The 26,281-nt window shown below is 73.0% G+C and carries 22 protein-coding genes; 11 read left to right on the top strand and 11 right to left on the bottom strand.

All coding sequences use genetic code 11. The features are described from left to right. Positions 1-42 precede the first annotated feature (42 nt). Positions 43-618, top strand: a complete 576-nt coding sequence (locus ACOJVX_RS07740) for a helix-turn-helix domain-containing protein (protein ID WP_026418922.1) — start codon at positions 43-45, stop codon at positions 616-618. A gap of 90 nt (positions 619-708) precedes the next feature. Here ACOJVX_RS07740 and pdxS read toward each other — a convergent pair whose 3' ends face one another. Next, positions 709-1,641: a pyridoxal 5'-phosphate synthase lyase subunit PdxS gene (gene pdxS, locus ACOJVX_RS07735; RefSeq protein ID WP_103055545.1), complete on the bottom strand. Its 933-nt coding sequence runs from the start codon at positions 1,639-1,641 to the stop codon at positions 709-711. A 279-nt stretch (positions 1,642-1,920) separates the two neighbouring features. Between pdxS and ACOJVX_RS07730 the strand changes: the two genes are divergently transcribed. From ACOJVX_RS07730 to ACOJVX_RS07715, 4 genes are all read left to right on the top strand, one after another. Further along, positions 1,921-4,002, top strand: a complete 2,082-nt coding sequence (locus ACOJVX_RS07730) for an elongation factor G-like protein EF-G2 (RefSeq protein ID WP_418154164.1) — start codon at positions 1,921-1,923, stop codon at positions 4,000-4,002. Positions 4,003-4,346: 344 nt separating this feature from the next. Next, positions 4,347-5,219, top strand: a complete 873-nt coding sequence (locus ACOJVX_RS07725) for a TIGR04222 domain-containing membrane protein (protein ID WP_026418924.1) — start codon at positions 4,347-4,349, stop codon at positions 5,217-5,219. 75 nt (positions 5,220-5,294) lie between these two features. Continuing rightward, positions 5,295-6,170 carry a DUF692 domain-containing protein gene (locus ACOJVX_RS07720; RefSeq protein ID WP_245588805.1) on the top strand — a complete coding sequence of 292 codons (876 nt, stop codon included), beginning with the start codon at positions 5,295-5,297 and terminating at the stop codon, positions 6,168-6,170. Next, positions 6,160-6,579: a hypothetical protein gene (locus tag ACOJVX_RS07715; protein WP_418154165.1), complete on the top strand. Its 420-nt coding sequence runs from the start codon at positions 6,160-6,162 to the stop codon at positions 6,577-6,579. The genes ACOJVX_RS07720 and ACOJVX_RS07715 overlap by 11 nt, the downstream gene beginning before the upstream one ends. A gap of 193 nt (positions 6,580-6,772) precedes the next feature. Here the strand turns inward: ACOJVX_RS07715 and ACOJVX_RS07710 are convergent, their stop codons facing one another. Genes ACOJVX_RS07710 through pgsA form a run of 4 tightly spaced genes read right to left on the bottom strand, consistent with a single transcriptional unit; the run spans position 6,773 to position 10,513 of the window. Beyond that, complete coding sequence (locus ACOJVX_RS07710) at positions 6,773-7,777, bottom strand: NUDIX hydrolase (RefSeq protein WP_026418926.1); 1,005 nt, start codon at positions 7,775-7,777, stop codon at positions 6,773-6,775. Continuing rightward, positions 7,774-8,919: a glycosyltransferase family 4 protein gene (locus ACOJVX_RS07705; RefSeq protein WP_026418927.1), complete on the bottom strand. Its 1,146-nt coding sequence runs from the start codon at positions 8,917-8,919 to the stop codon at positions 7,774-7,776. Before ACOJVX_RS07705 ends, ACOJVX_RS07710 begins: the two co-directional genes overlap by 4 nt. Then, entirely contained in the window at positions 8,916-9,905 is a 990-nt protein-coding gene (locus tag ACOJVX_RS07700) for a phosphatidylinositol mannoside acyltransferase (protein ID WP_245588806.1), read from the bottom strand. Before ACOJVX_RS07700 ends, ACOJVX_RS07705 begins: the two co-directional genes overlap by 4 nt. After that, the gene (gene pgsA / locus ACOJVX_RS07695; protein WP_418154168.1) at positions 9,902-10,513 is read right to left on the bottom strand and encodes a phosphatidylinositol phosphate synthase; all 612 of its coding nucleotides are present in this window, start codon (positions 10,511-10,513) and stop codon (positions 9,902-9,904) included. Before pgsA ends, ACOJVX_RS07700 begins: the two co-directional genes overlap by 4 nt. Before the next feature lie 352 nt (positions 10,514-10,865). Between pgsA and ACOJVX_RS07690 the strand changes: the two genes are divergently transcribed. Then, positions 10,866-11,999, top strand: coding sequence for a glutathione-independent formaldehyde dehydrogenase (locus ACOJVX_RS07690; protein ID WP_026418929.1), 1,134 nt, complete (start codon positions 10,866-10,868; stop codon positions 11,997-11,999). 16 nt (positions 12,000-12,015) lie between these two features. On the opposite strand, the gene ACOJVX_RS07685 is transcribed toward ACOJVX_RS07690, so the two are convergent. After that, a complete protein-coding gene (locus tag ACOJVX_RS07685) occupies positions 12,016-12,561 on the bottom strand; it encodes an HIT family protein (RefSeq protein ID WP_030105776.1) in 546 nt (181 codons plus the stop codon). After that, positions 12,558-14,624, bottom strand: coding sequence for a threonine--tRNA ligase (thrS, locus tag ACOJVX_RS07680; protein ID WP_026418931.1), 2,067 nt, complete (start codon positions 14,622-14,624; stop codon positions 12,558-12,560). Before thrS ends, ACOJVX_RS07685 begins: the two co-directional genes overlap by 4 nt. Before the next feature lie 299 nt (positions 14,625-14,923). On the opposite strand from thrS, the gene ACOJVX_RS07675 reads away from it, so the two are divergent. Together ACOJVX_RS07675 and ACOJVX_RS07670 are read left to right on the top strand one after the other, a co-directional pair. Further along, positions 14,924-15,508, top strand: coding sequence for a hypothetical protein (locus ACOJVX_RS07675; protein WP_026418932.1), 585 nt, complete (start codon positions 14,924-14,926; stop codon positions 15,506-15,508). Positions 15,509-15,536: 28 nt separating this feature from the next. After that, positions 15,537-16,193, top strand: coding sequence for an RES family NAD+ phosphorylase (locus tag ACOJVX_RS07670; protein WP_422647366.1), 657 nt, complete (start codon positions 15,537-15,539; stop codon positions 16,191-16,193). Positions 16,194-16,309: 116 nt separating this feature from the next. On the opposite strand, the gene ACOJVX_RS07665 is transcribed toward ACOJVX_RS07670, so the two are convergent. From ACOJVX_RS07665 to ACOJVX_RS07650, 4 genes are all read right to left on the bottom strand, one after another. Then, complete coding sequence (locus ACOJVX_RS07665) at positions 16,310-16,897, bottom strand: GNAT family N-acetyltransferase (protein ID WP_245588807.1); 588 nt, start codon at positions 16,895-16,897, stop codon at positions 16,310-16,312. A gap of 43 nt (positions 16,898-16,940) precedes the next feature. Then, positions 16,941-18,926: a S9 family peptidase gene (locus ACOJVX_RS07660; protein ID WP_026418934.1), complete on the bottom strand. Its 1,986-nt coding sequence runs from the start codon at positions 18,924-18,926 to the stop codon at positions 16,941-16,943. Positions 18,927-19,001: 75 nt separating this feature from the next. Beyond that, on the bottom strand, positions 19,002-20,123 hold the full coding sequence (locus tag ACOJVX_RS07655; protein WP_418154195.1) for a TerC family protein: 1,122 nt from the start codon (positions 20,121-20,123) through the stop codon (positions 19,002-19,004). A 423-nt stretch (positions 20,124-20,546) separates the two neighbouring features. Continuing rightward, a complete protein-coding gene (locus ACOJVX_RS07650; RefSeq protein ID WP_026418936.1) occupies positions 20,547-21,455 on the bottom strand; it encodes an SDR family oxidoreductase in 909 nt (302 codons plus the stop codon). 50 nt (positions 21,456-21,505) lie between these two features. Here ACOJVX_RS07650 and ACOJVX_RS07645 point away from each other — a divergent pair, with 50 nt between their 5' ends. From ACOJVX_RS07645 to ACOJVX_RS07635, 3 genes are all read left to right on the top strand, one after another. Beyond that, the gene (locus ACOJVX_RS07645) at positions 21,506-22,069 is read left to right on the top strand and encodes a TetR family transcriptional regulator (RefSeq protein ID WP_418154174.1); all 564 of its coding nucleotides are present in this window, start codon (positions 21,506-21,508) and stop codon (positions 22,067-22,069) included. A gap of 317 nt (positions 22,070-22,386) precedes the next feature. Next, positions 22,387-25,251: an alpha/beta fold hydrolase gene (locus tag ACOJVX_RS07640; protein ID WP_418154175.1), complete on the top strand. Its 2,865-nt coding sequence runs from the start codon at positions 22,387-22,389 to the stop codon at positions 25,249-25,251. Further along, the gene (locus ACOJVX_RS07635; RefSeq protein WP_418154176.1) at positions 25,248-26,207 is read left to right on the top strand and encodes an ABC transporter permease subunit; all 960 of its coding nucleotides are present in this window, start codon (positions 25,248-25,250) and stop codon (positions 26,205-26,207) included. Before ACOJVX_RS07640 ends, ACOJVX_RS07635 begins: the two co-directional genes overlap by 4 nt. Positions 26,208-26,281 lie beyond the last annotated feature (74 nt).

The raw sequence follows: 26,281 nt of genomic DNA, 5'->3' as shown, positions 1-26,281 counted from the left end.
GATCGTTCGTCACAACGAACAATCGTACAAAGGAGCGAACGAATGGCCGAGGCCCTCCGAGGAACGGGCGACGCCCCACCCCTCGCGACCATCGCCAGGGCGCTGCGCAGGGAACGACAACGCGCGGGGATGTCCCTCTCCGAGCTGGCCCGCCGGGCCGGCGTCGCCAAGTCCACCCTGTCCCAGCTCGAAGGCGGCGGCGGGAACCCCAGCGTCGAGACCCTGTGGGCGCTGGGAGTGGCCCTGGGGGTGCCCTTCAGCCGGCTCGTCGAGCCCGCGGCCCCCAGGGTCCGCGTCGTCCGGGCCGGTGAGGGCCCGGTGGTGCGGTCGGAGACGGCTCCCTACCAGGCGGTCCTGCTGGCCTCCTGCCCACCGGCGGCCCGGCGCGACGTCTACACCATCACCCTGGAACCCGGGAACTCCCGCGAGGCCGACCCCCACATCCCGGGCACCGTCGAACACCTGGTGGTGAGCAACGGCCGCCTGCGCTGCGGCCCCCACGACGACGTCATCGACCTGGGCCCCGGCGACTACGCGAGCTTCCCCGGCGACGTGCCGCACCACTACCAGGCGTTGGAACCCGGGACCAGCGCGGTGCTGATCATGGAACACGTCTGAGGGACCGGGAACCGGTCCACCCCCTCCGACCGCGAGCCGTCGACGCGCGACCTGGACCCACCACCGGCGGATCAGGTCGCGCCGACGACGTCACCAGCCGCGGCTGGCGTACCGCCGCTCCTCGGGCAGCTCGCTGAGGTTGATGCCGACGATCGCCTCGCCCAGGCCACGCGAGACCTTGGCGACGACGTCCGCGTCGTCATGGAAGGTGGTGGCCTTCACGATGGCCTCCGCGCGCCTGGCCGGGTCGCCGGACTTGAAGATCCCGGACCCCACGAACACGCCCTCGGCGCCGAGCTGCATCATCATCGCGGCGTCGGCCGGGGTGGCGATGCCCCCGGCGGTGAACAGCACGACCGGCAGCTTGCCCAGCGACGCCACCTCACGCACCAGCTCGACCGGCGCCCGCAGCTCCTTGGCCGCCGCGTACAGCTCCTCCTCGTCCAGCACCGTCAGGCGGCGCAGGTCGGCACGGATCTGCCGCATGTGCCTCGTCGCCTCGACGACGTTGCCCGTCCCGGCCTCCCCCTTCGACCGGATCATCGCCGCGCCCTCGGCGATCCGCCGCAGCGCCTCGCCCAGGTTGGTGGCACCGCAGACGAACGGGACCGTGTAGGCCCACTTGTCGATGTGGTGCGCCTCGTCGGCCGGCGTGAGGACCTCGGACTCGTCCACGTAGTCCACACCGAGGGACTGGAGGACCTGCGCCTCGGCGAAGTGACCGATGCGGGCCTTGGCCATCACCGGGATGGACACCGCGTCGATGATGCCGTCGATCATGTCCGGATCCGACATCCTCGCCACGCCACCCTGCGCGCGGATGTCGGCGGGCACCCGCTCCAACGCCATCACCGCGACCGCGCCGGCGTCCTCCGCGATCTTCGCCTGCTCCGGGGTGACCACGTCCATGATCACACCGCCCTTGAGCATCTCGGCCATGCCCCGCTTGACGCGGGCTGTCCCGGTCACCGGCGCCGCCTGCTCGTTCGTGGGGTCCGTCGTCGTGCTGTCAACCGAGCTCACTGCCTCGCGCCTTTCGCGTCACCCGGCACCGGGGGCCAGGCCACCGGCACCGCGTCTTACCTGGTCGGCGTCATCGTACGTCCGACGTGGCCTACCAAGGTGGCCAGTTCGACCGCGTTTCGGCAGACCACTCGGGGGTGCCGGCCCGCCCCGGGCAGCAGCGCCAGCCCCGGCACGGGACGCCGGTCGACGGCGCGCATTCGTACCGGCCCGGCGGGTAACCGACCGGGAGGGACAGCCGGCGGGGCGCGCCCGCCCAACGGGTCGGAGGTGCGGACGATGGCACACAGGCGATCGGGAGAGGGCCGGCGGCCCGCCACCCCGCCGGTGGACACCACACGGATCCGCGACGTCGTCCTCGTCGGCCCGTCGGGCGGCGGGAAGACCACTCTCGTCGAGGCCCTGCTCGCGGCCACCGGCACCATCCCCAGGGCGGGTTCGGTGGACGAGGGCACCACCGTCACCGACCAGGACGCGGCGGCCCGCCAGCAGGGGCGGTCCGTCGGCCTCGCGGTCGCGCCGCTCCGCCACGGCGACCACCACGTCAACCTCGTGGACACCCCGGGCTACCCGGACTACCTCGGCCAGGTCCGGGCCGGGCTCCGCGCCGCCGACGCCGCCCTGTTCGTCCTCGGCGCCAACGGCGGTGTGGACGAGGCGACCACGCGGTTGTGGCGGGAGTGCGCCCAGGCCGGAACACCGCGAGCGGTGGTCATCACCCAGCTCGACCACCGGAGGGCTGACCCGGAGCGGGTGCTGGCGGAGTGCGCCCGGGCCTTCGGTCCCGGCGTCCTCCCCCTGTACCTGCCGGTCACCACCCCCAGTGGGGAACCGGCCGCTCCGCACCCGGTCCTCGCCCGGGCCGACACCCGGGGTGGCGGCCGGATCGGCCTCCGGGATCCCGCCGCGGCCCACCGCGAACTCATCGAGGCCATCATCGCCGAGAGCGAGGACGAGGCGCTGATGGAGACCTACCTCCTCGGCGAATCCCCCACCCAGGACCAGCTGTTCGACGACCTGGCGCGGGCGGTGCTCACCGGGGACCTCCACCCGGTCATCCCGGTCTCCGCCACCCGGGGGGTCGGCCTGACCGAGTTGTTGGACGTCGTGGCACGCGTCCTCCCCTCCCCGGCCGACCGGGAGTGCCCCGAGGTCACGGGGGCGGACGGCGCACCGGAGACGGTCCCGTGCGGCGACCCGGACGGCCCGCTGCTGGCCGAGGCGGTGGGCTCCTTCGCGAACACCTACCTCGGACCGGTGACGCTGCTCCGCGTCTTCTCGGGCACGCTCCATCCCGACGACCGGGTGCGCGTCGCCGGTCACGGCCTGGACGGGGCGGGCCGCCCCGAGCACGCGACCATCGAACGGGTCGGCCGGATCCACTCGCCGCTGGGCACCGAGCTCCGGGAGACCGGCCACTGCGCGGCCGGCGACATCTGCGCCGTGACCAGACTGGCGAACGCGGAGACCGGCGACACGGTCTCCGCCTCGGAACGCCCCCTCACCATCCGCCCCTGGGCCCTGCCGGAGCCGCTGCTACCGATCGCCGTCGCGGTGGCCGACCCGGCCACCGAGGACCTGCTCGGCAGGAACCTGTCCCGGGTGGCGGCGGCCGATCCCGGGCTACGGATCGAACAACACGAGGACACCCACCAGCTCGTGCTCTGGTGCACCGGCGAAGGGCACGCCGACCTGGTCCTGGCCCGTCTCGGGGTGGGGGACGTGGACCTGCGCGTCGAACCGGTGCGGGTCGCGCTCCACCAGACCTTCGCCGGCCCCGCGCGCGGGCACGGCCGGCACGTCAAGCAGACCGGAGGCCACGGCCAGTACGCCGTCTGCGACATCGAGGTGGAACCGATGCCCCGGGGCGCGGGCTTCGACTTCGAGGACCGCACCGTGGGCGGGTCGGTTCCGCGCCAGTTCGTCCCCAGCGTGGAGCGGGGCGTCCGCGCGTTGATGGCTCGTGGCCTGACCGAAGGCGTGCCCCTGGTGGACGTGCGGGTCACCCTGCTGGACGGACGGGCGCACAGCGTCGACTCCTCGGACGCGGCGTTCCAGGCCGCGGGCGCGCTCGCGCTCCGCGACGCGGCGAACAAGGTCGCCCTCCCCCTCCTGGAACCGGTCGACGAAGTGGCCATCCACACCCCCGACGACTGCCTCGGCTCGGTGCTCGGGGACCTCGCCGCACGCCGGGCCCAGGTGCTCGGGACCGATCCCGCGCCGGAGGCGGGCTGGACCGTCGTCCGGGCCGAGGTCCCGGCGGCCGAGCTGAGCAGGTACCTGGTGGAACTGAACCAGCTGACCTCGGGACGGGCCGACTTCAGCCGCGCGTTCTGGGGCTACGAGGCGCGGGGCGCCTGAGCCGGGCTGGACCGCGACGGCCACCCCCGCCCGCCGAACGCCGGGAGATCCGGCCGAGGAGGGCACCGGTGGAGACCGACGACGCCGCTCCGGGTGTCGACAGCGGCGAGGAGGACTCGTCCGCGCGACCGCTCGGTTGCGCGAGGAAACACCGGCCGAACGTCCCCGGAGCGGGTCACACCAGCGCCGTCCCGACCGTCGACCACCACCCCCGGCCGCGCCGGTGTCGACCACCCGCGTGACACGATCGGAACCATCGAGCCGCTCCCCCCGTCCGATCGGGCACCTACCATCACATCGGGCGCCCCACGGTCGAGTGGGCGGTGCGCCGTCGGGGGAAGACCATGACTCAGACCTGGGGCATCAGCGGGCCGGCGTTCCTGGCCCTGTACGCGGTCCTCCTCCTGTTCGGGCTGCTGCTGGGCCTGGCGATCCCCCGCTGGAGCCGGAGGACGGCGGCGGTGGGGCCGCCGCCCGAGGTGGACGCGCACCGCCTCGCCTACCTGGCCGGCGGCGCGAGGCGCCTCACCGACACGGTCACCGCCGGACTCATCGCCGACGGCGTGTGGCGCGTGTCCCGGGGCGGGCGGCTGCACGCCACCGGCGCGACACCCACCCACCGGCTGCACCTCGCCGCCGTCGAGGTGTCGACGGGCTCGGGCCGCGAACGGCGGCGGCTCAGCCCGGTGGCCCTGATGGGCACCGTCGCCGCACGGGAACTGCTCACCGACCTCAGGGACCGGGGGTTGGTGGTGCCCTCCGGGCGGCACGCCCTGCGCCTGCTGGCGATGGTCCCGCTGGACCTGGCCCTGGTCCTCGGCGTCCTCCGCCTCGTGACCGGCGTCAACGCGGGCCGCCCCGTCGGCTTCCTCATCGGGCTGGTCGTCGTGAACCTGGCGCTGGTCGCGCTCGTGCTCCTCCGAGCACTCCGGGCGCCGGACCGCACCCCGTTGGGGGAGGCCGTCGTCGCCGAAGCACGTGGCCGGTTCCCGGGCGGCACGCCGACGACCTCCGCCCGGAGCCGTAGCGGGTCGGCCGCCGGGCCGGCCGCCCTGACCTCGGTGGCGCTGCTCGGCTTCGCCGGCCACCCGGATCCGGAGGTGCGCGACGCGTTGCACACCGCGAGTACCTCCTCCGGTGGCGGCGGAGGGAGCTCGCACTCCTGCGGCGGCGGCGGTGACAGTGGCGGCGGCGGTGGTGGTGGCTGCGGCGGGTGAGCGCCATCGCGGCCCTGGGCAGAAGACCCGGTGACCTGCCCGGAGGCGGTGGGAGATCACCCTGGAGGAGGACACGTGAGGACGTCACCCAACACGCCGGAGGAGCCGGCCCCCCGGATCGGCATCGGATGGCGCCCGGAGATCGACCTGACCGTCGAACGACTCCCGGGCGTGGACTTCGTCGAGGTCGTCGCCGAGAACCTCAGCCCCACCGAACTCCCGGAGTCCATCGAGGTCCTGCGCCGCCGGGGCACCCCGGTCATCCCGCACGCGGTCACGCTGTCACTCGCCGGGGCCGAACCCGTCGATCCGCGGCGGGTCCGGCACCTCGCCGAGCTGGGCGAGGCGCTGGACGCCCCCGTGGTCAGCGACCACATCGCCTTCGTCAGGGCCGGCGGCCTCGACGTCGGCCACCTGCTCCCGCCGCCCAGGACGAGGGACGCGCTGGACGTCCTGGTCAGCAACGTCAACGCGGTCCAACGCGACCTCCCCCGACCGCTGGCCCTCGAGAACATCGCCGCCCTCCTCGACTGGCCAGAACGGGAACTCAGCGAGGAGCACTTCCTGACCGAACTCGTCGAACGCACCGACTGCCTGCTGCTGGTCGACCTGGCCAACCTCCACGCCAACGCGCACAACATCGGAACGACCCCCTCGACGTTCCTGGACACCCTGCCCTGGGAACGCCTCGCCTACGCGCACGTCGCCGGCGGGGTGTGGCGGGACGGCCTGTACCACGACACCCACGCCCACCCGGTGCCCCGCGAGGTGCTCACCCTGGTCCGGGAGCTGGCCGCACGCGCACCCGCGCCACCCTGGGTGATGGTGGAACGCGACGACGCCTACCCCACCGACGCGGAGTTGGCCGACGAACTCGCCGGGATCCGGGCCGCCGCCCTCGCCGGCACCGCCACCCGGTCCCCCGCACGACGGGCCGACGATGACCGCTGACCCCGGGCAGCGGCGCGGAGCCGGGCGGGCGCTCCCCTCCGACCCGCCCTCCCCGGAGGAACCGCTGACGGCACGGCGCGCCGAGCTCGCCGCCCGGCAACGGGCGCTGGTGGCGGCGCTGCTCGGCACCGGTCCCGTGCCACCGGGGTTCCCGCCGGACCGGATCGCGGCGCAGGCGAGGGCGCTGGTCGCCAAACGCACGCGGGTCGCGGGCCGTCTCCGCCCCGACCTGGTCGCGGCCCTGGGGGATGCCTTCGCCGACCTGTTCGCCCGTTACGCCGAGGACCACCCCCGCGAGGTGGGGGTCGGCGCCCGCGAGGACACCCGGAGGTTCCACCGGTGGCTCGTCCGCGAGGGCGCCGTGCCCAGGAGGTGGACGCTCTCCCGGCTCCTCCGCCGACATCGCTGACCCGCCGCCAGGCGTGACCGAGCAGCGGACGAGGGGCCCGGGCCTCCCACCTCACCGGCGCCGTCGGCGGAGTCCGCACGACCGGGCCGCCGCGACCCCCGTCGGCGACACGCCGGTCGCCCGCGACAGCGGCCCCCGAACCGGTGCGCCAGCACGGCCGCCAGGGCACGCCGGGACGCCGACGCCGCGGGTGTCAGTGGACGGTCCGGGTCCGGCCGTCCCACTCCCCGGCGAGCACCTCCGGCAACATCTCGGCGAGCCGCACCGGGTAGACCGTCACGTCGGAGGCGGCCAGCTCGTCCAGGTCCCACCACCGGTGCCGCAGGACCGTCCGCCGTTCCAGGTCCGAGAACCCGGAGGTGTCCGGGGCGAGCTGGTCGGCGATCCGCAGGAGGAAGTACCACTCCTCGGTCTCCGTCTCCTGCTCGTCGAAGCTGTAGACGGCGTACCGCCGCCACACCGGTCCGACCAGCGCCGCCGGGGCGACGGCGAGCCCGGTCTCCTCGGTCAGTTCCCGCGCGGCGGCCGTCCGGGGGTTCTCACCGTCCTCCACGCCGCCACCGACGGTGTACCAGAACGGCGCGGTCGGCCGGACCGGGTCGATCCCCTCGAAGAGCAGCAGCCGGTCGTCGGGGTCCACGAGCAGCACGCGGGCGGCCGGGCGCAACCGCAGGCTCGCCGTGCCGGCGGCGTCCATCCCGCCCTCGGGCTCGGCGATCTCGAAGTAGGTCGGCGGTGGGGCGCCACCCGCCAACCGCAACCACCGCACGGCCCGGTGCCGGCGCAACGCCAGCGTGTCGCGCACCGCGTCGTTGTGCACCCGCCTGGCCAGGATCACCCGCAGCTCGGCCTCCTCGAGCTCGGCGCGCAGCCCCGGGGACAGCGCGACCCGGTCCCACTCGGCCAGCAACCGCCCGACCGCGTTCTCCTCGTCCTCCCGCCGGTCGCGGTCGGCCGTCTCCGCCCGGTCGGCCGCGGTGCGCAGCCGGGTCGCCAACGCCTGGTCCGGGCACACCTCCGCCACGGCCCTGGCCACCACGGACCGGCGCGCCAGGGCCGAGTCCACTGCGGCCCACGCCGCGTCGGTGCGGACGTGCAGCCGGTTCAGCCGGTTCGCGACCAGCACCGACCACCCACCGAGCACCACCAACGACACCAGCAGCACCAGCGCCAGGGTGAGCAGCGTGGTCACCGTCATCCGGCCCGCTCCCCGTCCGCCTCGGCGACGCGCCGGGGGTCCGCGGCCATCGCGGTCTCGTAGACCCGCATCACCTGCCTGGCGACGACCGGCCAGTCGAAGGTCTCCACCTGCCGTCGCCCCTGGGCTGCGATCCCCGCCCGGTGGTCGTCGTCGTCGAGCAACCCGGCCAGCTCCCCGGCCAACGCGCCGGCGTCACCCACCGCGTGCAGCACCCCCGCACCGCCACCCGCGAGGACCCGGCGGAACGCGTCCAGGTCACTGGCGAGCACCGCCGCGCCGGCGGCCATCGCCTCGGTCAGGATGATGCCGAAGCTCTCCCCCCCGGTGTTGGGCGCGCAGTAGACGTCGACGCTGCGCAGAGCCCGGGCCTTGGTCTCGTCGTCGACCTGGCCGAGCAGGTCGATCCGGGAGGCGAGCACCGGCCCGGCCGCCCGGAGCAGTTCCTCGCCGTCCCCCCGGCCCACGACCAGCAGCCGCAGGTCCGGCCGGTCGGGTGCGATGCGGCGCAACGCGTCGAGCAGGATCGGCATCCCCTTGCGGGGCTCGTCGAAGCGCCCCACGAAACCGACCGTCCCCCCGGCTCGTGGATAGCCGGCCAACGGGGCCGCCTCGGAGAAGAACCCGACGTCCACCCCGTTCGGGATGAGCACCGCGTCCCCACCGAGGTGCTGGACCTGCACCCGCCGCGCCAGGTCGGACACGGCGATGCGGGCGGTGATCTTCTCCAGGAACGGCCGCAGCACACCCTGGAACGCCGTGAGCGCCCGCGACCGGGGCGTGGAGGTGTGGAAGGTCGCGACGATGGGCCCGTCGGCCACCATCAGCGCCAGCAGCGCGAGGCTCGGCGCCACCGGCTCGTGCAGGTGCAGCACGTCGAACTCGTGTTCCCGCACCCAGCGCCGCACCCGGGCGAAGGACCTCGGCCCGAACGACAGCCTGGCCACCGAACCGTTGTAGGGGATGGCCAGCGACCGACCGGCGGAGGTGACGAACTCGGGGAGTTCGGCGTCCTCGGCCGCCGGGGCCAGCACGTCGACCTCGTGCCCCAGGCCGCGCAGCGTCGCGGCGAGGTCCGCGACGTGGGCCTGCACCCCGCCGGGCACCTCCAGCGAGTACGGGCAGACGAGTCCCACCCTCACGGTCGCGGCTCCTTCACGGTCTCCCGACCGGTGCGCGGCGCCACCCGCGCGTCCCCCGGCTCCGCCCGCCGGCCGCGTGCCCGCAGGTCGGACAGCCACAGGGGCTGGAGCATGTGCCAGTCCTCGGGATGGCGGCCGATCTCCTCGGCGAACGCGTCCGCCACCGCTTGGGTCGCCCCGGCCACCCCGGCCGCGCCGCCCGCCGCCGCCACCGGCCGCGCGAACCGCAACCCCCAACCAGACGGGGTGAACCAGGTGGTCGCGGGCAGGAGGGTGGCCCCGGTGCGGGCCGCGAGCCAGGCCGGCCCGGCCGGCATCCTGGTCCGCTCCCCGAAGAAGTCGACCGGCACGCCCCCACTGCTGAGGTCCCGGTCGGCCACCAGGCACACGAGCCCGCCCGCACGGAGCCGCTCCAGCATGGTCATCATCGTGCGACGCCCACCATCGGCCGGCAGGATCTCGAACCCGAGCGACTCCCGGTAGGCGACGAACCGCTCGTACACGGATTCGGGGCGCAGCCGCTCGACGACCGTGGTCAGGCCCCCGTAGCGGTGGGCGGCCCACAGGCCAGCCATGTCCCAGTTCCCGCTGTGGGGCAGCGCGACGACCACCCCGCGCCCGGCGGACATCGCCTCGTCGAGGGCCGAGGGGTTCTCGATACCCCGGTCGAAGGTCCGGCGGACGGCGGCGTGGTCCACGGCCGGCAACTGGAACGCCTCCCGCCAGTACCGCGCGTAGGAACGCATCGCCGTCCTCACCAGCCGCGCGAGCTCCGCCGGTCCCGCGTCGGGCACCACCCGGCGCAGGTTGCGGGCCAGCTGCCGGACCCCCCGGCCCCGCCGTTCGAAGGCCAGGTCGGCACCGAGGGTGAACAGCCGGTCGGCGAGAGGTGGCGGCACCGTCCGGACGAGCGCCCAGCCGGCCCCGTAGCCCCTGTCGGCCAGGGCGGCCCGCCAGTCGGCCCCCCGCGCGACCGTGTCACTCACGCTGCGTTCTCCTTCGCGGATCGGTACACGGCGACCAGCCGCTGCACCACCGTAATCACCGAGAGCACCGCGAGGAGCCACAATGACGCGGGCAGCACGTAGGGAACGCCAAGACCGTGCAGTCCGACACCGACGAGTCCGAAGGTCAACCGTTCGGCGCGCTCCACCAACCCCCCGTCGGCGTTCAGCCCGGACGCCTCGGCCCGCGCCTTGACGTAGGAGATGACCTGCCCGCTGACCAGGGACACCAGGGCCAGCGCCGCGAGCGTCGTGTCCTTGGCGAGGACGAAGCAGTACCAGGTGATCGCGGCGAACAGCGCGCCGTCGGCGATCCGGTCGCAACAGGAGTCCAGCACCGCGCCGAACCTCGTGCCACCACCGTTGGCCCTGGCCATCGCCCCGTCGAGCAGGTCGAAGAGCACGAACAGCGTCACGACGAAGGCGCCGAGGAAGAGGTGACCGGTCGGGATCAGCCAGAGCGCGCCGACGACGGTGCCGACCGTGCCGAAGACCGTGACCGCGTTGGGTGACAGGCCCCGCCGCACCAACCACGCGCCGACCGGGTCCGTCAGCCGCGACACCGGTGCGCGGGCGAAGATGTTGAGCATCGCAGGAGGTAGTCCAGACCTGTTAGCAGGGAAGACCGTCGCTCCAGCCTAACGAGCCGGCCTCGGCGAGCGATCGGCAGCAGACCTCTCCCTATATAGCAGCACCGGCGCGGGGACGACCACCCATCGAACAGGACGGCCCCGAGGACGAGCGGCACCGGCGCCTCCCACTCCGGTCGAGCCCGGGCCAGGACGCATGCGTTCCGTGACGGCGGGCACCCCACGAGGAGGACACGCGCACACGACGGCCCGCCCACCCGTCCCGCCGACCGTCGCGCGGCCACCTGCCCCGCGACGGTCGGTCAGCCAGCGGGACACCAGCGGGTCGTCACCGAGGGACCGGGAGGTCAAGGTGAAGGCACTGGTGTACGAGGGACCCCGGCAGGTGAAGGTCGCCGACGTCCCCGACGCGCGGGTGGAACGGCCCACCGACGTGCTGGTGCGCATCACCAGCACCAACATCTGCGGCTCCGACCTGCACATGTACGAGGGCCGCACCGACCTGGAGACCGGCCGGGTGCTCGGGCACGAGAACCTCGGTGAGGTGGTGGAGGTCGGAGCCGGTGTGGACCGGGTCCAGGTCGGCGACCGCGTCTGCCTGCCGTTCAACATCGGCTGCGGCTTCTGCGCCAACTGCGAGCACGGCCGGACCGCGTACTGCCTGACGGTCAACCCCGGTGCCGCGGGCGGCGTCTACGGCTACGCCGGGATGGGGCCCTACCAGGGCGGCCAGGCCGAGTACCTGCGGGTCCCCTTCGGCGACTTCAACTGCCTGGTGCTCCCCCCGGACGCGGAGGAGAAGGAAGCCGACTACGCCATGCTCTCCGACATCTTCCCCACCGGCTACCACGCCACCGAGCTGGCGGACGTCTCCGTCGGCGAGTCGGTGGTGGTGTTCGGGGCGGGCCCGGTCGGCCTGATGGCCGCCTACTCCGCGCTGCTGCGGGGCGCGTCGAAGGTCATGGTCGTGGACCGCCACCCGGACCGCCTCCAGCTCGCCGCCGACATCGGCGCCATCCCGGTGGACGACTCCCGAGGTCCCGCCGTGGAGCAGGTCCTCGACCTGACCGGCGGCACCGGAGCGGACAAGGGGTGCGAGTGCGTCGGGTACCAGGCCCACGACCCCGACGGCCGGGAGGAACCCGCCTCCACCCTGAACGACCTCGTCGGATCCGTCCGCGCCACCGGGGCGATCGGCGTGGTCGGGCTGTTCCTCCCCCAGGACCCGGGTGGACCCGACCAGCTGAGCAGGGAGGGCAAGGCCGTCTTCGACCTCGGCGAGTTCTGGTTCAAGGGACAGCGGATCGGCACCGGGCAGGCCAACGTGAAGGCCTACAACCGCCGGCTGCGCGCCCTGATCCACGAGGGCCGGGCGAAGCCGTCGTTCCTGGTGTCCCACGAACTACCGCTCCAGCGCGGCCCGGAGGCCTACGAGCACTTCGACCGGCGCGACGAAGGGTGGACGAAGGTCATCCTCCGCCCCTGAGGACGCTGCCCCGGGGTCAGGCCGTGCGCCGCCAGGCCTCCGCCAACAGCGACCGGGTCTCACCGAGCAGTTGGGGGAGCACCTTGGTGTGCCCCACCACCGGCATGAAGTTGGCGTCCCCTCCCCACCGGGGAACGACGTGCTGGTGCAGGTGGGCCGCGATGCCGGCACCGGCGACCGCCCCCTGGTTCATGCCCAGGTTGAACCCGTGGGGCGCCGAGGCCGCCCGCACCACCCGCATCGCCCGCTGGGTGAACTCCGCGAACTCGACCGTCTCCGCCGGGTCCAGGTCCGTGTAGTCCGGGATGTGCCGGTAGGGCAACACCATCAGGTGCCCGGGGTTGTACGGGTACAGGTTGAGCACGGCGAACACGGTGCGCCCCCGCGCGATGACCAGGCCGTCCTCGTCGGCCAGGCCGAGCACCCGGCAGAAGGGGCACCCGGCCTCGTCATCACCACCGGGTTTGTCCGCGCCCCGGATGTAGCTCATCCGGTGCGGCGTCCACAGCCGCTGGAGCGGGTCGGGGACCCCGACGCCCCGCTGCTCCTCGAACTCGGTCATCCAGCCGCCCCCGCCGGCTCGAAGGTCTCGGCCGTCGGGGAGCTGTTCTCCCGGCGCCCGATCCAGTCGGCGATGGCGGCGACGGCGGTCGCCACCGGCACCCCGTTGAGCTGGCCACCGTCGCGGAACCGGAAGGACACCGCGCCGTTCTCGACGTCGTTCGCTCCCGCCAGCACCATGAACGGCACCTTCTGGGTGGTGTGGTTGCGGATCTTCTTCTGCATCCGGTCGTCGGAGGTGTCCACCTCGACCCGCACGCCCCGGCTCCGCAGCTCCTTGGCCACCCCGAGCAGGTGCTCGACGTGGTCGGAGGCGATCGGGATCCCCACCACCTGCACGGGGGCGAGCCATGCGGGGAAGGCGCCCCCGTAGTGCTCGGTGAGCACCCCGAAGAACCGCTCGATCGACCCGAACAGCGCGCGGTGCACCATCACCGGGCGCTGCCGGGACCCGTCCGGCGCCGTGTACTCCAGGTCGAAGCGGTCGGGCAGCTGCATGTCCACCTGGATCGTCGACATCTGCCAGGTGCGACCCAGGGCGTCGCGGGCCTGCACGGAGATCTTCGGCGCGTAGAACGCCGCGCCGCCCGGGTCGAGGACCAGTTCCAGACCGGAGGCCTCGGCCGCCGCCCGCAAGGCGTCGGTCGCCCGCTCCCAGTCCTCGTCCGAACCGACGTACTTCTCCTCGTTCCTGGTCGACAGCTCGAGGTAGAAGTCGTCCAGCCCGTAGTCGCGCAGCAGGTCGAGCACGAAGGTCAACAACGACCGGATCTCGTCCTGCAGCTGGTCGGGGGTGCAGTAGATGTGCGCGTCGTCCTGCGTCATCCCGCGCACCCGGGTCAGCCCGTGCACCACACCGGACTTCTCGTAGCGGTAGACGGAGCCGAACTCGAAGAGCCGCAGCGGCAGCTCCCGGTAGGAACGCCCGCGCGAGCGGTAGATCAGGTTGTGGAACGGGCAGTTCATCGGCTTGAGGTAGTAGTCCTGCCCCTGCCGGCGCACGACACCGTTCTCGTCCCGCTCCTCGTCGAGGTGCATGGCCGGGAACATGCCGTCCCGGTACCAGCCCAGGTGACCGGAGGTCTCGAACAGCGCGCCCTTGGTGATGTGCGGCGAGTAGACGAACTCGTAGCCGCCCTCCTCGTGCCGCCGGCGCGAGTAGTCCTCCAGTTCCCGGCGCACCAGCCCCCCCTTGGGGTGGAACACCGGCAGACCGGAGCCGACCTCGTCCGGGAAGCTGAACAGGTCCAGCTCGGCACCCAGCCGGCGGTGGTCCCGCCGCTCCGCCTCCGCGAGCAGTTCCAGGTGCCGGTCCAGGGCCTCGGTCGACTCCCACGCGGTCCCGTAGATGCGCTGGAGCTGGGGGTTGCGCTCGTTGCCCCGCCAGTAGGCGGCGGCGACCCTGGTGAGGGTGAACGCGGGGATGTGCCTGGTGGTGGGCACGTGCGGCCCCCGGCACAGGTCCCCCCACACCCGGTCGCCGGTCCGGGGGTCGAGGTTGTCGTAGACGGTGAGCTCGCCGCCGCCGACCTCCATGACCTCGGAGGTGTCGACCTCGCTCTTGAGGTCGACCAGTTCGAGCTTGTAGGGCTCCGAGGCGAGTTCCTCGCGGGCCGCCTCCACCGAGTCCACCACGCGCCGGGAGAACCGCTGGGAGCCCTTGATGATCTGCTTCATGCGCTTCTCCAGCGCGCGCAGGTCCTCGGGGGTGAAGGGCCGCTCCACGTCGAAGTCGTAGTAGAAGCCGTCCTTCACGGGGGGCCCGATCCCGAGCTTGGCCTCCGGGAAGAGTTGCTGCACGGCCTGGGCGAGCACGTGCGCCGCCGAGTGGCGGATGACGGACCTGCCGTCCTCGGTGTCGGCCGCGACCGGCTCCACCTCGGTGTCCTCGGCGGGAGCCCAGGACAGGTCACGCAGCCGACCCTCCGCGTCGCGGACGACCACGACGGCGTCGGGACCCTTGCCGGGGAGACCGGCTTCCCGCACCGCGCTGCCCGCGGTGGTCCCGGCGGCCACCACGACCAGCGGGGTGGGCTCGGGAACGGGGGCCTGCGGTCGGGACACGGTGACTCCTCCATCGCTGCTGCCGGCGGTCGACGACCCCGGCGGACCGGTTGACGCGGCCTGCCGGCCGCCCGGTGCATGCTATCCGCACCGGCGCGAGCGGTGACCTGTCGGTTTGACCATCGCCGGTGCGGGGGCCGGTCCCGGGGGTGAGCGCCCCGGCCCCGCACTGCGCACGGTCACCCGCGCCAGTCGACCGGATGAAACCCGCCGCTCCGCCGGGTGTGTCCAGGCGCGGCTACCCGGCGGCTGTCGGTTCGGCGCGGACGATGAGCCGTATGCGGGATACCCTGAACAGCATGACTCCCGGGTTGGAGGCGGCCCTCGCACGGGCTGGGCTGCGGGTGAACGCGAGCGAGTTCCTCGCCTACGTCGAGGACGCCGCGCGCCGCTTGACGCCCCCGCACCCCGACCCGGGGGCGTTCCTGTCCCCCGACCAGCAGCGGGTGCTCACCGAGGTGGGGCTGGACCTGAGTCCGCAGGACCCGGGGGAACCGGACTACCGAGCGGGCACGGTGGCCGCCGAAGCGGTGCTGCTGGACTCCGCGTTGACCCTGACCGAGGCGGCCGACCGGCTGCGCGTCGGGATCGCCGACGTGGAGGCCAGGATCGCGGCCGGCCGGGTCGCCGGGTGGCGCGGGCGCGGGGGGTGGCGGCTGCCCGCCTGGCAGTTCACCGAGATCGGCGTCCTGCCAGGGCTCGCGGAGGTGTTGGACGCGGTGCCCGATGACCAGCCCGACCTGGTGGTGGCCGGGTTCATGATGACCGCGCAGGCCACGCTGCTGGTGGACGGCCACCCGGTCACCCCACGACGATGGCTGCTCACCGGCGGTGCCCCCGAGGCCGTGGCGGAGCTGGCCGCTCTGCTGGGCCGTCCCGTGTGACCGCGGTCGAGCTGGAATCGGCGCCAGGATGTCCCGGCTTCCCCAGCCGCCAGAACCAGCGACCCTGCGCGCGCTGCTGCGCAGGTCGGAGGACATCGTCGCGGTGCACCACGCCACCCGGCTGGTGCGCGTCTACACCTCGTCCGGGCGACACCCGCAGACCTGGAACGGCTTCCGGACCACCGGGCCGCTCCCGCACGCCCGGTTCGACTCCCACCCGCTCAGCCCGAGCGGTCGTCCCACCGACCACTCGGGTCACGGTGTCCTCTACTTCGCGCTGTCGATCCGGACGTGCGTGGCCGAGGTGTTCCAGTCGTCCTCGGTCGTGGACCGGCGGACGCGCTCCCCTCGGCTCGTCGTGCTGCGGCCGAGCCGAACGCTGAAGTTGCTGGACGTGGCCGGGTTGTGGCCGACCAGGGCGGGCGCGTCCCAGGCCATCAGCAGCGGCCCGAAGGAGGCGACCCAGGCGTGGGCCCGAGCGATCCGGGAGGCCTACGACGACCTGGACGGCCTCTGGTACCGCTCCTCGATGGACGCTGGTAATCCGGCGGTCTGCCTCTGGGACCCGCCGTCGGGCAGCGCCATCCCGGAACACCCCGACCTGCTCATCCCGCTGGACCACCCCGGCCTGGACCTGCCACTGGGCCGGATCTGCCACCAGCTGGACTACACGCTCTCGCACTGAGCCTGCTCCGCGCGGCCCCACCTGGTCGCCCTCCCCGGCGTGCGCGCACCGCGCCCAGGTCGGGAGGACGGGCCCCGCCGGTGCCGGCGGGGCCGGGCTCGGGTCGGGACGTCGGGTCAGCCGGCGGCCGGCAGGGGGTGGTGCCGGTCCCCCAGCCAGGTCAGGCGGGTGGCGCGCCCGTACCGGATCTCGGTGACGGGGCGGCCACCGATCGCCGCCTCGATCTCCGCGCCCTCCGGCCGCCAACCGTGTCGTTCGGAGAAACGCGCGCCCTCCTCGTTGCCGGCGAGGACCCACGACACGACGTGCTCGAAGCCCCGCGCGTGCAGGTAGTTCACGGCGGCCTCGTGGACGGCGTGCCCGGCGCCGGTACCCGCCACCTCGGGGTCGGCGTACATCGCGACCAGTTCCGCGGTCAGCAGGCCGGGCCGGGCGTCGCGTTCGCACCGGACCGGGGCGACCCCGCAGTAGGCGCCGACCCGGCCCTGCCGATCCACCGCGACGAACACCCTGCCCGGCTCGGGGACGGCGAGCCAACGTTCCCAGCCCGGGACCCTGGTGTCCTGGGACATGGCGTCCAGGAAGTCGTCGGGCAGCAGGCCCCGGTAGGACCGCCGCCACGCCGAGACGTTGATTCTGGCCAGGTCGGACGCGTCGTCGGGAGTGGCTCGGCGAACGGTCCAACGCACTGCGCGCTCAGTCATGGATTCAGCATCACCCACCGCGCGGTGGAGCGGCGAAGGGTTTTCAGCCCGTCCCACCAGGGGTCACCGGCAGCCAGCGGCCCCACCAGTCGAGGACGGCCTCGAACCGCTGGACGCGATGCCTGGGCCGGCCGGACCTGCTCAGTTCGTGCCCCTCCCCGGGGAAGAGCAGGAACTCCGTCTCGGTGCCCTGGGCCAGCAGGGTCACGAACATGCGCTGCGCCTGTTCGAGCGGGCACCGCCAGTCCTGCTCGGAGTGCACGACCGCGAAGGGCATCGTGATCCGGTCCGCGTGGTGGAGCGGGCTCTTCTCCCGCCAGACCACCGGGTCGGTACCGATGTAGCCGTGGGTGAACATCCAGCCGATGTCCGAGGAGCCGTGGAAGGAGTCCCAGGCGTTCACGGCCCGCTCGCTCCAGGCCGCGGTGAAACGCTCACCGTGGTGGGCGGCCAGCCAGCCCGTCATGAAGCCGCCGTAGGAACCGCCCATCACCCCCACCCGCCGCTCGTCGAGCTCGGGGCGCGCCAGGGCCAGGTCGAGCAGGCCGAGCAGGTCGACGGCGTCAACCGTGCCCATCGCGCCGACCACCGCCCGTCCGTGGCTCTCGCCGTACCCGGCCGAGCCCCGGGGGTTGGGGAGCACCACGGCGTAGCCGGCGGAGGCGTACACCTGCGCCTCGTCGAAGAAGCCCCAGGTGTAGTGCTGGAAGGGACCGCCGTGGATGACGAGCAGCACGGGGTGGGGGCCGGGGCCCTCCGGCAGGACGAGCCACCCGTGCAGCGGGTAGCCGTCCTCGCCCGTGCCCCGCAGTTCCTCCACCGCGGCCAGGCCGCTCTCCCCGATCCCGGCGCCGAGGTCGGTGAGCACCCGCTGGGGTTCGGGGGCGTCCTCGGTCAGCCGCAGGACCGCGACCTCCCCTGGTCGCTCCGTGGTGGACACCACGGCGGCGACCAGCCCGGACGCGGGGCAGTGGTCGAAGTCGGTGACCACCTGCTCGGCGTCGCCGACCAGCCGCAGACCCTCCAGGGGGGTGGGGGCGGGGTCCGGGGGCACGAGGCGCAGCTGGACGGAGCCCTGGACGCGCACCGCGACCAGCAGGCCCTCCGAGGTCGGCACGGCGGGACGGAGGCCCTGCACGTCGACGGTCTCGCGGTCGGTGAGCCGGGTGGGGGCGCTGACCTCGCCGGCGGCCGGGAGTTCGGCGTGCCAGAGGCCCGTGTTCCTGGCGACCGAGTCGAAACCCTGGAACTCGGTGCCGTAGTAGTGGACGCCACCGTCCTCGCCGACCACGGGCAGGTGGACGTTGCCCTTGCTCCGAACGGCGAGCTGAGGTTCGCCGCCCTCGGCCGGGACGAGGTAGAGGTCGTGGTGCAGGGTGTCGCGCGCGTTCAGGTCGCGCTGCGCGGCGAAGACCAGCCGCCGACCGTCCGGCGTCCACGCCGGGTCCCGCACGTCGAAGGAGTCGCCACCGGCGACCTCCCGCGCCTCGGCGGCGCGGTCCTCGACGTCGACGGTGAAGAGGCGGTGCCGCCGGTCCAGCACGAACCCGACGTTGTCGAGGCGGTACTGGAAGGTCGTGATCCGGCGGGGCGCCTCCTCGTCGGGCGCGACGTCCTCGTCGGTGCCGTACCGGCCGGGTTCGGGGACGCGGGCGGTGAAGGCGAGCCGGGTCGAGTCGGGGCTCCAGACCGGTGCTCCGGCGCCGAGGGGGGCCTGGGTGAGCCGTCGGGGCTCACCACCCCCGACGGGCATCACGTACAGCTGCGGCGCCTTCTCCCAGCCGCGCGTCGAGGGGTCTCCTGACCGCAGGAAGGCGATCCACCGCCCGTCCGGCGAGATGCTCGCGGCCTGGTCGCGTTCCGACTCGGTCCACGGGGTGAGCGGCCCGCCGTCGAGGGGGAGCCGGTGCAGGCCGCCGAGGTAGGAGTTCTCCTCCCGGTCGGGGCGCACGGTGGCGACGATCAGCAGGTCCTCGCGCAGGGTCACCCCGCGCGCGGAGCGCAGTCGGTAGAGGTCGTCTGGACGCACATGCGGCAACCTACCGGATGCTTAGCAAGACTTACTAAGGGTTCCGGGCACTTGCGGCGGGGACGCGATCAGCGGTCAGCGCCGATCGCCGCCCCCCTCCTCCGAACGACCGGGGCGGCCGGCGCCGCTCGCGCCGCCGTCCTCGACGTCCTCGGTCGGGGTAGCGGCGGGCGCGGAGCCCTCGCCGTCCGCCTCCGGAGCGGACGGCGGCTTCTCCACGTGCTTGATGGCGCTCGGGTCGCGACGCACCTTGATCAGGCTCGCCACCGTGGTGACGACCAGGACGATGCCGATGACCGTGAGCGAGACCCCGATGCCCACCTCGGGGACCGGGACGCCCTCACCGCCGTTGATGAAGGGCAGGTTGTTCTCGTGCAGGGCGTGCAGCACCAGCTTCACGCCGATGAAGCCCAGGATGACCGAGAGACCGATCGAGAGGTAGACGAGGCGGTTCAGCAGGCCACCGATGAGGAAGTAGAGCTGCCGCAACCCCATCAGGGCGAAGGCGTTGGCGGTGAAGACGAGGTAGGGCTCCTGGGTCAGCCCGAAGATCGCGGGGATCGAGTCCAGCGCGAAGAGCAGGTCGGCGCTGCCGATGGCGATCATCACGACGAACATCGGCGTGACCCACCGCTTGCCGTCGATCCGCACGAAGCTCTTCGACCCGTGGTACTTCTCGGTGACCGGCAGGAACCTCCGCACCGCCCGCAGGGCCGCGTTGTCACCGCTGAAGCTGTCGTCGTCGCCGGACTTGACCAGCTTCCACGCGGTGTAGATGAGGAAGATGCCGAAGAGGTAGAAGACCGCGGCGAAGCGGTCGATCACGACGGCACCGGCCGCGATGAAACCGCCGCGCATGATCAACGCCATCACGATGCCGATCAGCAGCACCCGGTGCTGGTGGATGGCGGGCACCGCGAAGCTGGACATGATGATGACGAACACGAACAGGTTGTCGACGCTGAGCGCCTTCTCGGTCACGTACCCCGCGAAGAACTCCCCGGCGAAGGTGCTGCCCGAGAAGTACCAGATGCCGGCACCGAACACGATCGCCGCGACCACGTAGACGGCCGACCAGATCGCGGCCTCCTTGATGGAGACCTCATGGGGCTTGCGGTCGACGATGAGGAGGTCGAGGAGCACGACCAGCACGAGGGCCGCGATGGTGACGAACCACAGCCAGTTGGGGATGTCCATGAACTTCTTTCCTCCGGTGCGCAGGCACAGCTGACCACCGGAGGTCTCTTCCACCGACCGTGGGCCGGTCGACGGCACCGGGCGTCGAGCGCCGTGATGACGATGCCGCCGCGAAGGAATACTCCCCTCCACGTACGAGCGCCATTGTTCACCATGTGCGGCCCCCACCAACAGTCAGGGGGCCGGGAGATCATGGTCACACCGCCCCCGACCCCCCGCCAGCCGGGAACCGGTGACCTCGGCGAGGGCGCCGGTGGTGGCGGTGGAGCGGCTCCGGCACGGGGTCGAGGGGACCACTCCCGCCCCGGCGACCGCGCCGCGCTCCCGTTCCGGGGTGCGACGACCGGGTAACCGGGGCCGACGCGCCTCGTCGCCGGGACGGTTGCCCCACCGCCCTCGACGCCGGACGGTGGGGCCGGACCGTCAGCGGTACCCGGTGGTGTCGGCGGGCTTCCCGGCGTCCTGGACCTCGACGACGTACCGCCACGCATCGGGGCGCGAACCGTCCAGGTCGGTGAATCCGTACTCCTGGGCGAGACCCCCGCTGGACAGCGACCGGCCGTTCCACCGGGCGAGGTCGGGGTCCGCCGCGAGAGCCGCCACGGCACGTCCCACGAACCGAGGGGTCTCGGAGATCGCGAAGTGCGGTTCCCGGGGGAGCGCGTCGCGCCAGTTCTCCTCCCGCACCCCGTAGTGGTCGAGCATCATCTCCGACCTCATCCAGCCCGGTGTCAGGGACACCGCCGTCGCCTCGTGCTTGACCAGGTCCCGCGCGTGCGCCCACGCCATGCGGTTCACCGCGACCTTCGCGAGGTCGTAGAAGGGCGAGACGCGGTAGTTCCGCTCGTTGTACTCGACGGTCCCGTCCGTGACCTCGACGAGCAGACCGCCCGGCCGTTCGATCAGCAGGGGGAGGGCGTGGTGCGCGGTGATGAGGTGGGTGTCGACCGCCAGCCGGAGCAGCCGCAGCCCGTTGTCGAGATCGTGCTCCCACACCGGCGTGTCCCACCCGAAGAGGAGCTCGCCACCCCAGATGTCGTTGACGAGGACGTCGAGGCGCCCCTGTTCCTCGCGGATGCGGTCCACCAGCGCCCGCACCTCCTCAGGCACGAGGTGGTCGACGGCGACCGGAACACCGACCCCGCCCGCGCGCTCGACCAGCTCGGCGGTCTCCTCGATCGTCTCGGGCCGCCCGTACTCGGAGGCACGATCCCTGGTGGTGCGGCCGGTGACGTACACCGTGGCTCCCGCCGCCCCGAGCTCGACGGCGATGCCCCGCCCCGCGCCCCGCGTCGCTCCCGCGACCAACGCGACCCTTCCTCGCAGGCTCATGCCCAACCTCCCCAGTCATACATAACCGATCGATCGTTTATATTCATAGCATGGCACGCACCAAGACCCGGACCGACGAGGAGGTCCTGGACACCGCCCTCTCCCTGATCGGGGACATCGGAGTCGGGAACCTGACCTTCGCCGCGCTCGCCACCCGGTCCGGTCTCTCCTCGGCGACGCTGGTCCAGCGCTTCACGAACAAGGCCACGCTGATCCAGCGCGCCCTCCTCCAGGGCTGGGACAAGCTCGACGCCACCACGCGGTCCCTCGCGGCGAGCACCCCCCTGACCCCCCGGGGAGCGGTCGAACTGCTGGTGGGCCTGTCAGGGCAGTACGCCGACGCCGAGGCTTACGCGAACGGGCTGCTGATCCTGCGCGAGGACCTCCGCGACCCCCTCCTGCGCCGCCGAGGGACCGCGTGGGAGGCCGAACTGACCGCCGCGCTCGACGCGCGGCTCTCGACGGCCCCCGGAACCCCGACCGGAGCCGGTCACGCACTCGCCACCTACTGGCAGGGCTCACTGACCTGGTGGGCCTTCCAGGCGGACACCCCGCTCGAGGAGTACCTGACCGACCGGCTCAGCCAGTTCCTCGCCCTGGTCAACCGTCCCTAGACCGGCACCTCGCCCCGGGGTCCACGCCCACCGTCCCCGGGACGACACGCACGCGCGGTCACGCCCACCGTCCCCGGTGGACGCCCGATCCTCGGCCGCACCGGACCCGCGACGTGATCCACACCTCCTCGGCCGGGAGTCGGGCGGCTCCTCGAGCCCACCACCGCCCACCACGCGACGCACCACGCCACATGCCCCACCACCAGGCACGACGGCCGTCCACGCTGGATTCCGCACCTGACGAGCACTGTCCGGAATGTCCCCGAAAGTGTGACCCCTGACATGGCCGGTCCCGCGACTTCGCATACTGTCGACTGGTGTCGTTCCTCGCGCGGAATCGTTGGTGGCTGATCGCCCTCGGAGCGGTCGTGCTCCTCGTGGCTGGCGCGATCGCCTGGCCCTCCGATGACGAGGACACCTCCGACATCCCGTCGCGGGAGTTCCGGCTGGAGGTGCCCGAGGAGCCCGGCTCCGACAGCCTCATCAGCCTCGACGCCACCGTCTACCTCCCCGAGACCACACCCGCCCCGGCGGTGCTGCTCGCGCACGGCTTCGGCGGCAGCAAGCTCGAGGTCTCCGGCGACGCCCGGGAACTGGCCGACCGCGGCTTCGTGGTCCTGACCTACTCCGCGCGCGGCTTCGGCGAGAGCGAGGGGCTGATCGGGCTGAACTCGCCGGACCACGAGGTCCGGGACGCCTCCGCCCTCATCGACTGGCTGGCCGAGCAACCCGAGGTGCTCACCGAGGACGGGGACCCGGTGGTGGGCGTCACCGGCGGCTCCTACGGCGGCGCGTTGTCGCTCATGGTGGCCGGCACGGACGACCGGGTGGACGCGATCGCCCCGGTCATCACCTACAACGACCTGGTCAAGGCCCTCATCCCGAACTCGGGCACCGAGGACGCCACCCCGATCACCTCGGCCGGTACCCCGGCCGCCAGCCCGTTCCCCGACCCCGGGGTCTTCAAGCGGTTCTGGGCGGGTCTGCTGTTCACCGCCGGCAGCCCCTCCGTGGAGGCACCGCCGGTCGCCTCGCCGGAACTCGGCACCGACGACGAGGACGGCGAGGGCGACGAGGGCGCACGCCCCACTCCCGAGGAGGGCGGGACCGGCGGCGCCGACGGGGGCACGGGGCCGACCCCGCCCGGCTGCGGACGCTTCAGCCCCGAGCTCTGCGCCGCCTACGTCGAACTCGCCACCACCGGGGAACCCAGCCAGGAGACCGTGGACCTGCTCGCGGACCTCTCCCCCGCGCGGTTCACCGAGAACATCACCGTGCCCAGCCTGGTCGTGCAGGGCAGCCAGGACACCCTGTTCGGCCTGGACCAGGCCGACGCCAACGCCCGGGAGATCGCCGAGGCGGGCGGCCGGGTCAAGGTGGTGTGGTTCGCCGGCGGCCACGACGGCAGCGGGACACCCGGCGAGGTCCGGGACCAGATCGGCGCGTGGTTCGACTTCCACCTCGCCGGCCGAGGACCCGACCCGGGAACCACCTTCGAGTACGGCATCCCGCGCAGCGTCGCCGGCGGTGGCGGTACCCGGGTTCGCACCCTGACCGCTCCCGAGTACCCCGGCCTCGTCGACACCGCGGCCACCGAGTTCCAACGACACCGGATCACCGGAGACCCGACGCCGGTCCTCACCCCGGCCGGGGGCCAGCCCGCCGCCATCACCGGCCTGCCCGGGCTGTCCGGCGTGCTCGGCGGCTCGCCCGACGTCGCCGGCCGACTCCACCGGGACGTCCCCGGCCAGGTGGCCCGCTTCACCTCCGAGCCCCTGGCCGAGGCCGTCACGATCACCGGAACCCCCCGGGTCCGCGTCCAGGTCAGCCAGGCGCCGGGCGCCGCCACCTCCGGCACCGCCGTGCTCTTCGCCAAGCTCTACGAGGTCAGCCCCAACGGCACCCGCACCCTGCCGGGACAGGGCGTCTCCCCGGTCCGCGTCACCGGCCTACCAGCCGACGGCACCCCGATGGAGGTGGACATCGCGCTGCCCGGCATCGCCTACACGGTCGACAGCGGCCAGCGGCTTGAGGTCGCGATCTCCACGACCGACCAGGCCTACGCCAGCGTCACCGAGCCGGTCACCCACGTGGTCGGCATCGCGGAGAACACCGACCTGGCACTCCCGACGACCCAGGGCGAGCACGCCACCTCCCCGGTGCCGTGGGGGGCGCTCGCCGGCGCTGGTGGCGTCGTCGCCCTCGGCGTGGTCCTCGCGCTGGTCTCGGCGTGGCGCCGGCGGCACTCGACGGACCTCGTCCCCGACCTGGAGGACGTGCCGATCGTCATCTCGGGCCTCAGCAAGCGCTACGCCAGCGGGTTCACCGCGGTGGACGGCATCTCCCTGCGGGTCGAACGGGGACAGGTCCTCGGGCTGCTCGGCCCGAACGGCGCGGGCAAGACCACGACGCTGCGGATGCTGATGGGGCTGATCCGTCCCACCGCCGGCCAGGTGCGGGTGTTCGGACACCTGGTGCGCCCCGGCGCGCCGGTGCTGTCCCGGATCGGCGCCTTCGTGGAGGGTTCCGGGTTCCTCCCCCACCTCTCGGGCATGGAGAACCTGCGCCTGTACTGGGCGGCCACCGGTCGGGGTCGGGAGAGCGCCCACTTCGAGGAAGCCCTGGAGATCGCCGGCCTCGGCGCGGCGGTGCACCGGAAGGTGTCCACCTACAGCCAGGGGATGCGGCAGCGGTTGGCCATCGCGCAGGCGATGCTCGGGCTCCCCGACCTGCTCGTCCTCGACGAACCAGCCAACGGCCTCGACCCGCCCCAGATCCACCAGATGCGGGAGGTGCTGCGCCGCTACGCCTCGGGGGGACGGACCGTCGTCGTCTCCAGCCACCTGCTGGCCGAGGTGGAGCAGACCTGCACCCACCTGGTCGTGATGCACCGGGGCCGGGTCATGGCCACCGGCGAGGTCCGGGACATCGTCGCGGGCGGGCACGGGTACACCTTCCACGTCGACCAGCCCGAGCGGGCGGCCGAGGTGCTCGCCGCGATGGACGGCGTGTCGGAGGTCGAGGCCCACGACAGCAGCGTGCAGGCCCTCCTCGGGCCGGTGCGCCCGGGAGCGGCGGTCACCGAGCTGGTGCGGGCCGGGATCGCGGTCGAACAGGCCGGGCCCACCGGCCGGTTGGAGGACGCGTTCCTCCAGATGGTCGGAGAGGAGTCGGCGCCGTGACCGAGCCACATCGGAACACGTCATCCGGGGAGGCGGCACGCGGGAGCGTTCCGTCCGCCGAGGCGGCCGCCGTGTTGGAGGAGCGCAGCCGGCACGCCGATCCGGCCGGCCGGGTGGCCCACGACGGGTCGATCGCCGGGTACCGCGCGAACCACACCCTGCCGATCAGGGTCGAGCTGCGGCGCCAGCTGCTGCGGCGCCGCACCCAACTCACCCTCGGCCTGCTGGTCGCCCTGCCCGTGGTCCTGCTGCTGGCGTTCCGGATCGGTCAGGACGACGTCAGCGGCGGCGGCCTGGTGGAACTCGCCACCCGCAGCGGGGTCAACTTCGCGCTGTTCTCCATCTTCGTGTCGGTGAGCTTCCTCTTCGTCGTCGTCGTCGCCCTGTTCTTCGGCGACACGGTGGCCAGCGAGGCGTCGTGGTCGAGCCTGAAGTACCTGCTGGCCGCGCCCATCCCCCGGCACCGACTGCTCCGGCAGAAGGCCATCGTGTCGGCCCTGCTCACCGTGTTCGCTCTCCTGCTGCTCCCGGCGGTGTCCCTGCTCGTCGGGGTCCTCGCCTACGGCAACGGGCCCCTGATCAGCCCCACCGGCGAATCGGTGTCGATGGGCCGGGGCGTCGTCGTGCTGCTGATGATCATCGCCTACCTGGTGCTCTTCTACACCTGGGTGGCCGGCCTCGCCCTGCTGCTCACCGTCGCCACGAACACCCCGCTGGGCGCGGTGGGCGGAGCGTTGATGGCCAGCATCCTGTCCCAGATCCTCAACCAGATCACCGCCCTGGGTGACCTGCGCCAGTTCCTCCCCACCTACTACAGCTACGACTGGTTCGACCTGCTGAGCACCGACATCAGCTGGGACGAGATGGCCAGGGGCGTCCTGACCTCGTTCGTCTACGGCACCGTGTTCGTCCTGCTGGCCATCCAGGTGTTCGACCGCAAGGACATCACCAGCTGAGGCCGCCCGCCCGCGCCGCGGAGGGCGGGCGGGCCGCACCCACCCCGGTCCCCGCCACGGCTGGCATCCTGATC

Source organism: Actinoalloteichus caeruleus (genome assembly GCF_049311605.1).
GTDB classification, from domain to species: Bacteria; Actinomycetota; Actinomycetes; order Mycobacteriales; family Pseudonocardiaceae; genus Actinoalloteichus_B; species Actinoalloteichus_B caeruleus.
This window is presented reverse-complemented; position numbering and strand designations above follow the sequence as displayed.